Raw genomic sequence first — 12,800 nt, 5'->3', positions numbered from 1 at the left:
ATGAGGTTCTGAGTAAATCAAATGAATACTCGAGTGATTAAAATGACAATGAGGAATTGAGTGATAATACGAATGCAGACTTTAGTCAATACTAGGACCGGCTGGTACTATTTAGTCATTACAAAAACAAGCAAAAAATCGCCATCGGATTGCTAGCCCATTGGCGATTTTTTGCGCTTTCCCGGCACAAGAGGCAGTGCCTTTCTACGAACGTATTCAGACTGATAGAATACGCATTCGATAGGGTGTAGTTAGGAAGAAAAACGTATCCATCAGTCTGAATTGAAGGAGGATTCAACCTCAAGCTACAACTCGATTTAACTGCACCACTAGTCAAATCTGTTATAGCTTGGATTGTATCATATGCTAACATTACTATATCCATATGTGCTAAAGCCAAGAAATAAGATAAATTTTTGCAACAAAATAAAATTTAGCACTTTTGACTTGATGAATTAGTTACGTATGCTCTCAAAATAGAGATTTGAGAGCATGTTAATCCAAGGTTTCGATAAAAAATTCAGCTATTAATTCAGTCGTCTTTCGAGTATCCTCTTCAAAGAATTCCATTTTGCTAAAATAGCTATGAATGAGCCCAGGAAGAATAATATGTTTTGCTTCAACCTCTGCTTCATGTAATCGAGTTACATAGGCAATCCCTTCATCTAATAAAACATCATTTTCTGCAGAGATTACTATTGTTCGTGGTAGGTCATGTAATTTTTTCGATAATAAAGGTGACACTGAAGGATTTAGACGATCCTTTGAATTCGTAAGATATTGTTCTGTGAACCAAATCATACCATCTCGATCTAAACCATATCCTTCTCCAAATTGTTCGTAAGAGGAAGTATTAAAATTGAAATTTGTCACAGGGTAGATTAGCGCTTGTGCTAAAACTTTTGGTCCACCTTTTTCAACAGTCCATTGAGAAACGACTGCAGCTATATTTCCTCCTGCACTATCACCAGCAACAAATAATTTTGAAGGATCACCATTGAGCTTTGCTGCATGCTCATAAACCCATTGTAGTGCATCATAGCTATCCTGTACTGGAATAGGGAAGGAAAACTCAGGTGCAAGGCGGTAATCAACGGATAGAACAATTGATTTACTGGAAGCAGTTAAATAACGGCACCCTCCATCAACGTAATCTGGGTCTCCAAAAACAAAGCCTCCACCATGATAGTAAATAATAATAGGGAATGGTCCGCTCCCTTCTGGTATATATGCCCTTACAGTAATTTGTGCCCCATCTGAAACGGTTATTAGTAAGTCTTCAACTTTGGCAATCCCCTCAACATGAACTTGGTGAATAGATTTCTTTGTTCTTTCTGCTCTCGCTTCTTCTACAGTTTGTTCGTAATATTGTATACCTTTATGCGCTTCTATATAATCTAATGATTCTTTAGTTAATGTCATATCCAATCGTCCTTCCGTAAAAGAATATTAAAGTTAGTATACCACAAAAAATATTAATCCTATAGAAAAACTTGGGTTTAAAATAAAAAAACGCAGAATATAATTATTTCTGCGTTTATCCATTTAATTATGATTATCAATTATTCAATAACTTCAAACCAGAGAGGATTTTTGTTATCAGGATCCCCATGATAATTAATCGTTAATTCTTCTCCTTCTTTAATGTCTTGTAATGCATAAAAGTCTATGGATAAATTTTCTTCGTTATTTTTAAGAGTTAAATTAGGAGAATATGAATGATTAAAGAGAGAACCAAGCCCTAATGCGAGGGCTGTATCGTCACCGCCATTTCCCCATTTATAGCAATAATGAAAGAGAGTTGTCTTTTTTAAGTCATTCCATTCATCATGTGGTGATACGATAACTGGTGAAACCTCAACTAACTCATCTTTCTTAATATTACGCGTAGCAAAAAGGCCTCTTCCATATTTACCTGTATCTCTTAATTCTATTGGTCCCATTGTAGTACTCCTTCCTTTAATTTTAATAATTTAAACAAGAAGTTTTAATTGATTCTTTAAGAAATCATTACGTTTACGAATGAATTGGAAAAAAACGTCAGGCTCATTATCGAAAATATCGATTTTCTTCTTTTTATATGGATCAAGAATCAGATGAGGGCGAATGGATTGGTGTAAGGAAAGTATTTTCTCTTCCATATAGTCAACGGTAAATTTCGTCTCGAGGATTTCTTCTAATTTTTCTCTGTAAAGACTCCTTAACTCTGGTGATTCTAATAGTAAATAGCAAAGTTTGTTACCAGGTTTACCACCGATTGGTACGTAGGTATGCTCCATTAAGCCGCCACTTACTTTTCTACCCCAAGTCGCATCATAATCCCAAGGAAGTATTTCAAACAAACCGGTTTCACTATTACGATATAGGGCGTAGTTGTGCGTAAATCCATCATTATTCATCGTACAAACTGCTCCAGCTTGCCAACTGAAAAATTTATCAAGATGAAGATATTGCGTAATCATATCAGGGAATTCAGATGTAGGAGTTGTATTGATTGTAGTGATAAATTCACGAAGCAATTCATTATCTGATTTTTTACCAGCTGCTTGATAATAGCCTGATAATCTAGATTTTTTTGGTTTATCTTCCCTGGTCAATGAAAAGTTTGCATCATTGTTTACAGCATAGTAGATTGGACCAGATGGAAGCCCTCTCTTTTTTAAAAACATATCATCAACTGATTCTAATTGTAGATATACCCCTTTTAATATGCCATTTCGGTATAGATTGATATGTTGTGAGTCAGGTGATAGCACGCCTAGATCTTGAAAGAAATCAAGAGACAATTTATTACGTATAAGGGATGGGTCTCTATATTCTGCATTTAGATGGATTTTACTTGCCCCATAAAAGCTTTCTTCTTCGAAATCAATCGTATAGGATCTTTTTCGAAATTTGCGAGTGTAAGAACCTCTATAGCCGATTTCAATTGGATAGGAGGTGTTTTCAACCTTTAATGTTGCCGGAACTGTATAGTCATTGAATAAATTTTTCCTTAATGTATTTAATTCCTCGTCTTCAATCTTTAAGAAATAAGATGGAATCATTTTAGACATTTATACACCTTCTTGTTTTTATTCTCTAGATTGATAGATTTGAAAATTTAGGACATAGCCGACAACAAATATGGCCATCCTTTTATTTCATATGATAAGCAATATTTGTTGTCGGCTAAATATGGAATAATAACTTTTAAATGTTGAAAAATAAATCTTATGGATAAAAGCCTCCCTTAATCGATATTTGATTAAGGAAAGCTTTTAGCTAATCGATAACAACTGTAAGTACCTGTAGTTAACGAATATTTACCAAGGATTGTTTTCTGAAGATGAACTACAAGTTGATCTATGATTCGTCGTATTTTTATGAGTTGAAGTATCGCCAGTAGATTCGCTGCATTTAGGACAGCAATTATGTGATTTGCTACTAGATGAACTACTAGATGAACTACTTGAAGACGAACTAGAACTGGATGAACTACTCTTTTTACCAGAAGAAGAGCTGCTGGAAGAAGAGTGACCAGAAGAATGGCTAGATTTACTACTTGAAGACGAACTAGAACTGGATGAACTACCCTTTTTACCAGAAGATGAACTGCTGGTAGATGAGCTGCCAGTAGAAGAATGCCCAGATTTACTACTTGAAGACGAACTAGAACTGGATGAACTACCCTTTTTACCAGAAGAAGAGCTGCTGGAAGAAGAGTGACCAGAAGAATGACTAGATTTACTACTTGAAGACGAACTAGAACTGGATGAACTACCCTTTTTACCAGAAGAAGAGCTGCTGGAAGAAGAGTGACCAGAAGAATGACTAGATTTACTACTTGAAGACGAACTAGAACTGGATGAACTACCCTTTTTACCAGAAGATGAACTGCCAGTAGAAGAATGCCCAGATTTACTACTTGAAGACGAACTAGAACTGGATGAACTGCCCTTTTTACCAGAAGATGAACTGCTGGAAGAAGAGTGACCAGAAGAATGACTAGATTTGCTACTTGAAGACGAACTAGAACTGGATGAACTACCCTTTTTACCAGAAGACGAACTGCTGGAAGATGAGCTGCCAGTAGAAGAATGTCCAGATTTACTACTTGAAGACGAACTAGAACTGGATGAACTGCCCTTTTTACCAGAAGATGAACTGCTGGAAGAAGAGTGACCAGAAGAATGACTAGATTTGCTACTTGAAGACGAACTAGAACTGGATGAACTACTCTTTTTACCAGAAGATGAACTGCTGGAAGAAGAGTGACCAGAAGAATGACTAGATTTGCTACTTGAAGACGAACTAGAATTGGATGAACTACTCTTTTTACCAGAAGATGAACTGCTGGAAGAAGAGCTGCTAGTAGAGGAACTACTAGTAGAAGAACTACAAGAACAATCAGAATTTAAGCCTGCGTTAAAATTTTCTTCACTCATTAAAGAACCTCCTTAATAATTTAGATTTAATTTATAATACGCAGACCAATTTCTTTGTGTTAGTCTAAAACCTAAAACTAGAAGAAAGATGCTATTTGAATGTTAAATTATTAATCATTTTACTTTTTAGGTAAAATATTGAAGATTGTAAAAATTTAATTACAAATTAGTAAACATATAAATAAGATTTTTGGACAACTTAAGTCTAAGAAAATTTATAGAGGTGATAATCATGATTATTGAAAGATCGCCTGAATGGGAAGAAGGATTAATCGAGAGGTTAGAAAAGAATGAGTGGGATAGTTGGAGACTTTATAATATGAGTTACGATATTGTTAAAAACAATCTCATCACGGAATTCACGGGTCTCAAAGCACCGAAATATTTACCCAACCTAACTCCTCTTGCCCACCAATTAGAAGCCGCAGAAAAAGTAATCGAGAGGATGAATGGTAAGGCAATTCTTGCGGATGAAGTAGGGCTTGGTAAAACGATTGAAGCAGGATTAATTTTGAAAGAGTATTTAATCAGAGGACTTGTCAAAAAAGCTTTAATATTAGCGCCGGCTTCATTGATCAATCAATGGATTGAAGAATTAAACAATAAATTTTATATTCCTGCCATTCCTTATAAAAAGAAATCTTCATTAGAGCATATTGATATTGCTGTGATGAGTATGGATACCGCGAAAAAAAGCCCACATAGAGAACTCATCTTTGAACAGGACTATGACATGATCATAATTGATGAGGCCCACAAATTAAAAAACCATAAAACTAAAATTTATGAGTTTGTCCAAAGTTTGAAGAAAAAGTTTTGCTTATTACTAACTGCCACTCCGATTCAAAACGATGTATTTGAATTATTTTATCTAATTTCATTATTAAAACCTGGGCATTTAGGGAATTTTGATGTGTTTCAATCAGCTTTTTCAGCGAGTAAACATAATTTGGAAAACGATGAATTTTTGAAGGAATTAGTAAATCAGGTGATGGTACGAAATAGAAGACAAGATACAGGGATTGAATGGACAAATCGCAAAGTACGGAACATTAAAATCGAATTTACAAAAGAAGAAAAAGAAGCATATAACATGATTCAACAGCTGAAAGAGGAATCATCTATATTCTCGGGATCATTTTCAATGATTACGTTGAAAAAGGAAATGTGCAGTAGTAAGGAAGCGGCATGTTTAACATTAGAAAATATGATTAAAAACCATGGGGATTCAGATGAAGTTAGCTATATAAAAGAAATTATTCAAAAACTAATGACGCTTGAGGTTAATTCGAAGGCTGAAAAGACGTTTGAAATTATTTCACAAGCAAATGATAAAGTAATTATATTTACAGAGTACCGTGCAAGTCAAATTTATTTACAATGGTATTTGCATACGAAGGGAATTACAAGTGTCCTCTTCAACGGAAAGTTTAATAAAAGCAAAAGAGATTATATGAAGCGGCTATTCCAAGAACGAGCGCAAGTGTTAATTGCTACTGAAGCAGGTGGAGAGGGGATTAACCTTCAATTTTGCCATCATGTGATTAACTATGACCTACCTTGGAATCCAATGAAATTGGAGCAAAGAATTGGTCGGGTTCATAGGCTAGGACAAGATTATGATGTGCAAATTTATAATTTAGCGATTCAAGATACCATTGAAGAAGATATTCTTAACTTGCTGCAAACAAAAATCGATGTTTTTGAAAAAGTAGTGGGCGAATTAGATGAAATTTTGGCTTTTTAAACAAATGTATAGTTAACAAACAGCTTTAGAAAGGAGGATTCTATGCTCCCACAACAAGTACACGGTTATTTACACAATTTTTTTCAAGAAAACAATTGTCCAATTATTTCAAAAGATGAGCATTATATGACGGTGCAGTTAACAGTTGATATGGACAAGAGAATTATGAATCGTCCATTCTACTGGAAATATATAGAATCAACTGAAACAGATCCAAGTCCAGCTCAATTAACCTTGATTACCAACCACAATGAAGTGAATGTAGATGTTAAAGGTGAAATTGTTCATTTTGGTTCTTACCGACTAAATCAACTATTCCAGGTCACAAGAGAGCTTGGTACCTATGTTCAGATGTTTGAAAATGTTGATCCTTCTGAAGATCAAACTATTTTAACTCCATTTTTGGGCATTAATTATAAAGTTTCTTACTACTGTGATCGAACCAAAGAAATGCTTTATTCACTTGGCATTAATATGATGACTGGCCAAATTTATGATAACTTTCATGATATGCTAACAGAGCTTGAATTAGTAACCACGCCTCCTACTAAAAGCTTCCCATTACAGTATATTATTAAACCAATTCGAGCGCTAAAACGATTAGATGATGTAGTAGAAAATATGATCAATCTAGATGATCACGAATGGGCAGAGGATGCCAAGAAACGTTGGCAACGAGACCAAAGAGTATTGGAATACTTTTATGAGGAAGTTGAAGAAAAGCCTGAATGTTACGAAATTGAGAAAAAGGCTCTAGAGGAAAGATATGTAGCTAGAATTAATATTGAAATAATTAATGGTGGATTGTTCTATATAAGGTAACATAACCTGAAAATTGAATTAAGAAAAAAGAGTTGTACTTTATAAAAGTATACAACTCTTTTTTTCTTGAAAAACAAAACTGAAAGCTTACTTCAAATGCTAAAAAACAAAAAACTTAATTACTGTGAGATATGCCAGAAAGGAAATGGCGGATGAATTTATAAGTTGTAGGAAGAAATGTTCGTTTTTTTATTAGAAAAGTGCATATTTTTTATTAAAATATTCATCAAATTTGTAAAAACGTCAATAAATTATTTACAAATAATTAATTCAAGTGTTAATATTTAGACAATTCTTTTTGTAATAAACAAGGGGTTGATAAAAAGATGACAGAAAGTACAATTGACATTCAAAAACTAGTAGAAAAAGTTTTTGATGATGCGGTTCGTTTAAGAAAACAATTTCATGAAAATCCTGAGCTAGGCTATCATGAATTTGAAACATCAAAAACTATTGAAACATATTTGAAAGAACTTGGCCTAGAAGTTCAAACCGGCTATGCTGAAACGGGTGTAATCGGCATATTAAAAGGTAGTCAAGAAAAGCCAGTAATTGCATTCCGATCAGATATGGATGCACTACCAATCCTTGAGAAAACAGATGCATCATTTGCCTCTAAAAATACAAACGTAATGCATGCGTGCGGTCATGATATGCATATGGCTACACTACTTGGTGCAATTAAAGCATTAACTGAAATTAAGGAGCAAATCCCAGCTACTTTGAAATTTATTTTCCAACCTGCAGAAGAAATGCTCTGTGGAGGACGTAAAATGGTGGAAGACGGTGCTCTTAAAAACCCAGATGTAGATTTTATCTATGGTTTCCATGTTTGGCCTGATTTACCTATTGGTACTTTCGGCATCAAAGGTGGTCCATTGATGGCAAGTATGGATACATTTAGAGTTGAGCTAACTGGTAAATCTGGACATGGTGCAGCTCCTCACCAAGGAATCGATGCTATTGTTGGTGGAGCACAAATCATTACTGGGTTACAGTCAATTGTAAGTCGTAACACTGATCCAGTTGATTCTGTCGTGATAACTGTCGGCACATTAACAGCTGGTGATGGATTTAATATTATTCCAGAAAAGGCAAACTTCAATGGAACAATTCGAACAATAAATAATGATACAAGAGTTCGAGTAGAAAGTGATTTTAAGAGAATGGTAGAAGGTATGGGTCAAGCGATGAATCTTAAAGCCTCAATTTCATATCAATCGGATTACCCAGTTACTATTAATAATCACGAACAAGCAAACTATGTTGGAGAAGTTGCTACGAATCAATTTGGACTAGAAGCAATTTCTTATTTAGAACAGCCAAGTATGGCTAGTGAGGATTTTGCTTATTATTTACAAAAAATACCAGGATGTTTTGTGTTTTTGGGTGTGAAAGATGATGAAGGTGGCGCTTATAAATTGCATAGTGATCATTTCTTACCTAATGCAGAAGCAATGAAATACGGCATAGGTCTTTACATTTCTTTAGCGTTAAATCCTTTTCAAACTAAATAAAAAGGGAGAAAAGATATGAAAAATAATTTAAAAAATTTTAAAATACACGCGATAGTGTTTGTATTAGTATGTATTGCTGAATGGATAGGAGTAAAGAATTTAAAAGTTGGCTTTGGGGCCATTGCATTTTTTCCAATGCTTTATGCTCTAATCATTGGGTCAATCATTAGTTTACCAAAGCTGAAATTATTAACTGATAAGCAAATGAATTTTGCTGCTAGTATATTAGGTGTTTCCTTTATGCTTTTTGTCGCAAAATTAGGAACTTTAATGGGTCCATCATTACCAAAATTAATGGATGCAGGAATGTCTTTAGCCTTGCAGGAGGTTGGACACATTTTAGGAACGATTATTCTAGGTTTACCTATTGCATTGTTAATCGGTATGAAACGTGAAGCGGTTGGGGCAACATTTTCTATTGACCGCGAACCCAATTTAGCAATCATTGCTGAAAAATACGGTGCAGATTCTCCAGAAGGTCGGGGAGCACTAGGTGTTTATGTTTGTGGAACCATTTTCGGAGCAGTTTACCTTTCCATTATTGCCGGATTGATCGCAAGTACAGGTTTCTTCCACCCTATTTCGCTTGCAATGGGTGCAGGGGTTGGTTCTGGTAGTATGATGGCAGCAATGACAGGTGCGTTATCTGTAATTTTCCCAGACTCAACGGATGATATCGCATTATTTGCAGGAGCAGCCAACCTTATATCGACAATTGTCGGTACCTACGTGTGTATCTTAATCTCATTACCGCTTACTAATTATCTCTATGACAAATTAGAGCCAGTTTTAGGGAGAAAATTTAAAAAATAAGGATAAATAAGACTTCATCGGTACATAGCGGGAGGAAAAGATATGTTGAATAAATTATTTACGTTTTTATTAATAGGGATTATTGCGATGATTGGAAACTGGATTGGCTTTGATGTAGCACCTGTAGAGGCGTTACCAGGCATGTTATGGATCATTCTCATAACAATAGCAGGGTTTGTAATTAGTAAGGTTATTCCATTTAAAATACCCGTCGTAATTTGGGTATCAATCATTGCATTGCTTGTTACTTCAGGGATTTTCCCAGGACATGAGATGATTGCTACCCAAACTGCCAAGATTAATTTTATGGCATTAGCGACCCCGATTTTAGCGTATGCAGGCTTATCATTTGGGAAAGACTTAAACGAGTTTAAAAAGCTTGGTTGGAGGATCATCGTTGTTTCACTCGTTGTATATACAGGAACATTCCTTTTTGCAACGCTCATTGCAGAAATTGGCTTTAGAATTACAGGTAAATTTAATTGATTTTAGTATGTAAGCACCAATCGAATAGCGATTGGTGCCCTTTTTGTGAATTTGACTTAGAATAACCAAGTTACCCAGTAAAATAAGATTACTAAAGTAAATAAAGTTGCTGGAGGTATAACAATTAGTGTTACTTTAATATATTCCCACCATGTGATCATTACTTTTCCTTTTCGAACAATATGCATCCACATGAGTGTTGCAAGCGTTCCCATTGGGAGAAGTAATGAACCTATATCACTTCCGATTACATTAGCAAGGTAGGCAACTTTTAAGGAGAGTGGACTTAAATCCATATTCATTAAGGTTAACGTTCCTACCATTAATGCGGGATGGTTGTTGAAGATATTTGAGAGAACCGTTAGGAGAATTCCCATCAAAACGCTTGTATGAAGCAGGCTTCCATTTACCATAGGTTTCATGAAATGAATTAGCCAATCAGTTAGACCGATATTGTTAAGACCGTATATAATAACATACATACTAAATGCGAAAATTATAATATACCATGGCGTTTTTTTAAGCATATCACCTGGTGGTATTTTTAAATAAACCCATCTCCATGCTAGCAGAACAAGTGAGCCAATTACAGCCATTAGTGAGACTGGTATTGAGAAGAATGAAGCGACAAAAAGACTAGCACGAACAGCAAATACAAAGAGTAGAATATTTCTCATGAATTTTGAACGTTGCTTTTCAGAGTCTAACATCGAATTATTCTTTAATGGGTGATAGGATGGGAGTGTTAGTCCGCCTACATTGGTTGGGACCGTTCTTGGTAAATCTTTTTTAAATCGTAAGAACAGTAGTGCAGCTAAAAATAGTAAGCCTAATGTTGCTGGAACAAACATCATGGCAGTGTGAGCATATAAGCTCATATGAACAATTTTTAGAGCAATGAGATTAACAATATTACTAACGCCAATTGGAGCACTGGATGCGGTTGCGATTAAAGCGCCTGACAGTAAGTAGGGAATTTTCTGGCGGTTTTTTAGGCCCATATTATTTAGTAACATAACCAAGATAGGGGTAGTGATTAGTATACTACCATCGTTATTAAAGAAGAGTGTCATCAAAAAGCATAAGAGATTGACGTACCAAAATAATCGAATTCCTGATCCATTGGCTTTTTCGGCAAGTTTTTCTGCTACCCAATTAAAGAAACCAAAGCTTTCTAAAACGATTGCCATAACGATTGTTGCCATAATGGTGATAGCGGCACCACTAATTGTTTCTGCAATAATCCCGAGTTCAGACAACGAAACAGTTCCACAAAGGATAACGATTAGAGCACCGATAGTAGCAGGAATAGCTTCATTAATACCTTTTGGTCTCCACAAAATAAATATTAATGTCACAAAGAAAGTTAATATCGTAATTAAAACCATTGGTTCCATATAATTCGACCTTTCCTTCGTGCGTATTTTTATAAAAAATGATTTTATTATTAGGAGTATATTCTGTGGATTTTAGCAATTTTTCCCTCCCTCCATCTGTTAAATTTAGTCTTGCTGTAGTTATATATATGTAAAATGAACAGGTTGAGTTGGTACTCTACCTATCTTGAGAAATTTTCCCATTAGAAAATTAAAAAGACCATCGGAAAACTGCAATTTTTCGGTGGTCTTTTTAAAAATTATCTAATTTTTTTTATATTAAAATTATCTCCTAGAAGAGCCCAGTTTTGAGGATAAGGGAATCCTAATGCCCAATAACTAACGCCCCTGAGCTTATATTTTTTAATTAAATCAAATTTTGCTTGTGCACTTCTTGCATCTTCAAACCATACTTCGTGCTGTTGTCCTGTTTCATCTACATAACGATAGTGAGGGGATTGGGTTATTGTGTCATATTGGATTGTCGCCCCATATTTTGCAGCCCGGTTAATAGCTTCTTGCGGACTGAAGGTTTCGGCTTCTTGTCCTTTGACGTGTGGGATTTTCCAGTCTCTCGCATAAATTTGGAAGCCTAAGTATATTTTGTTTGCTGGCATGACGGATAATGCATATTCAACTACTCTTCGCATTTGGTTGATAGGGGAAATGGATTGAGGAGGCCCTAAGCGATATCCCCATTCATATGTCATTAAAATGACAAAGTCAGCTATTCTTCCATGAGCAGGATAATCATGTGCTTCATATAAGAGTCCTCCTTGTGTTGCACTTGTTTTGGGAGCAAGTGCTGTAGAGACGAAATAGCCTTTTGGATGAAGCTTGTCAACTGCAAGCTGAAGGAAGGTATTATAGTTTTCTCTATCAGCTGCAAGTACACCTTCAAAGTCGATATTTAAACCCTTATAGCCTTTGGCATCCATTACTTTTAAGACATTATTAAGGACTTTTTCACGCATAACTTGATCTGAAAGAATTATATGTGCAAGATTTGACCCTTGTTCTGTGGCAGTGAAATTGGTAATTGACATCATTGGAACGACACCGTGTGCTTTAGCTGCCTCAATCATTAAATCATCTTGAAAAGGCTCCAATGTGGCATCCTCTTTGACTTTATAAGCAAAAGGACTCATGTATGTTAGAAGATTCCCAACCTCATTTATAGAATCAGCACCCTCTTGTGGAGGCTGATACGTATAAGCATTCACTTCAAGTGGCATTTTCGTTTTTGGAATAAGTAAATGCATTCCCGCAAAGATTAACTGTTGATTTTGTAAATGATTTTCTCTTACAATTGCTTGCACGGTTGTACCGTAATGATTGGCGATTTGCCACAAAGTTTCACCATACGAAACGATATGAATTGGATTTTGAGTTGGAATGACTAAAGTTTGACCAACAACCAATTGATTCGGATTAGGTAATTGATTTAGTTGAATAATCGAATTGATATCCACGTGGTACTGGTTTGCTATTTGCCAGAGTGTCTCTCCGCTTTTAACGACATGTATTTCCAAGACATTCTCCTTCCAAAATATTCTTCATTCTGAATGTATATGTGAAAAATTAAAAAGAAATACATTTATATGAATTATTT

Annotated in this window: 12 protein-coding genes; 7 read left to right on the top strand and 5 right to left on the bottom strand. The window is 35.2% G+C overall.

The window, feature by feature from the left end; translation table 11 throughout:
• Positions 1-495 precede the first annotated feature (495 nt).
• The 3 genes from ACWV26_RS12560 to ACWV26_RS12550 all read right to left on the bottom strand — a co-directional run bounded on the left by ACWV26_RS12560 (position 496) and on the right by ACWV26_RS12550 (position 3,056).
• The gene (locus ACWV26_RS12560) at positions 496-1,422 is read right to left on the bottom strand and encodes an alpha/beta hydrolase (protein WP_455895077.1); all 927 of its coding nucleotides are present in this window, start codon (positions 1,420-1,422) and stop codon (positions 496-498) included.
• A gap of 140 nt (positions 1,423-1,562) precedes the next feature.
• Positions 1,563-1,943 (bottom strand): SET domain-containing protein, encoded by a 381-nt coding sequence (locus ACWV26_RS12555; protein ID WP_455895076.1) that lies wholly within the window; start codon positions 1,941-1,943, stop codon positions 1,563-1,565.
• A gap of 30 nt (positions 1,944-1,973) precedes the next feature.
• Positions 1,974-3,056, bottom strand: a complete 1,083-nt coding sequence (locus ACWV26_RS12550; RefSeq protein ID WP_455895075.1) for a CotH kinase family protein — start codon at positions 3,054-3,056, stop codon at positions 1,974-1,976.
• A gap of 937 nt (positions 3,057-3,993) precedes the next feature.
• Here ACWV26_RS12550 and ACWV26_RS12545 point away from each other — a divergent pair.
• From ACWV26_RS12545 to ACWV26_RS12515, 7 genes are all read left to right on the top strand, one after another.
• Positions 3,994-4,164, top strand: a complete 171-nt coding sequence (locus tag ACWV26_RS12545; RefSeq protein ID WP_455895074.1) for a hypothetical protein — start codon at positions 3,994-3,996, stop codon at positions 4,162-4,164.
• A gap of 111 nt (positions 4,165-4,275) precedes the next feature.
• The gene (locus tag ACWV26_RS12540; protein WP_455895073.1) at positions 4,276-4,443 is read left to right on the top strand and encodes a hypothetical protein; all 168 of its coding nucleotides are present in this window, start codon (positions 4,276-4,278) and stop codon (positions 4,441-4,443) included.
• A gap of 216 nt (positions 4,444-4,659) precedes the next feature.
• A complete protein-coding gene (locus tag ACWV26_RS12535) occupies positions 4,660-6,174 on the top strand; it encodes a DEAD/DEAH box helicase (RefSeq protein ID WP_455895072.1) in 1,515 nt (504 codons plus the stop codon).
• A gap of 42 nt (positions 6,175-6,216) precedes the next feature.
• Entirely contained in the window at positions 6,217-6,996 is a 780-nt protein-coding gene (locus ACWV26_RS12530; protein ID WP_455895071.1) for a YqhG family protein, read from the top strand.
• Positions 6,997-7,322: 326 nt separating this feature from the next.
• On the top strand, positions 7,323-8,513 hold the full coding sequence (locus ACWV26_RS12525) for a M20 metallopeptidase family protein (RefSeq protein WP_455895070.1): 1,191 nt from the start codon (positions 7,323-7,325) through the stop codon (positions 8,511-8,513).
• 15 nt (positions 8,514-8,528) lie between these two features.
• On the top strand, positions 8,529-9,326 hold the full coding sequence (locus tag ACWV26_RS12520; RefSeq protein ID WP_455895069.1) for a DUF3100 domain-containing protein: 798 nt from the start codon (positions 8,529-8,531) through the stop codon (positions 9,324-9,326).
• A 42-nt stretch (positions 9,327-9,368) separates the two neighbouring features.
• On the top strand, positions 9,369-9,812 hold the full coding sequence (locus ACWV26_RS12515; RefSeq protein WP_455895068.1) for a hypothetical protein: 444 nt from the start codon (positions 9,369-9,371) through the stop codon (positions 9,810-9,812).
• 56 nt (positions 9,813-9,868) lie between these two features.
• On the opposite strand, the gene ACWV26_RS12510 is transcribed toward ACWV26_RS12515, so the two are convergent.
• Positions 9,869-11,200: an arsenic transporter gene (locus ACWV26_RS12510; protein WP_455898247.1), complete on the bottom strand. Its 1,332-nt coding sequence runs from the start codon at positions 11,198-11,200 to the stop codon at positions 9,869-9,871.
• A 248-nt stretch (positions 11,201-11,448) separates the two neighbouring features.
• On the bottom strand, positions 11,449-12,720 hold the full coding sequence (locus ACWV26_RS12505; RefSeq protein ID WP_455895067.1) for a LysM peptidoglycan-binding domain-containing protein: 1,272 nt from the start codon (positions 12,718-12,720) through the stop codon (positions 11,449-11,451).
• Positions 12,721-12,800: the final 80 nt, after the last annotated feature.

This window comes from Rummeliibacillus sp. JY-2-4R (assembly GCF_053847205.1).
This window is presented reverse-complemented; position numbering and strand designations above follow the sequence as displayed.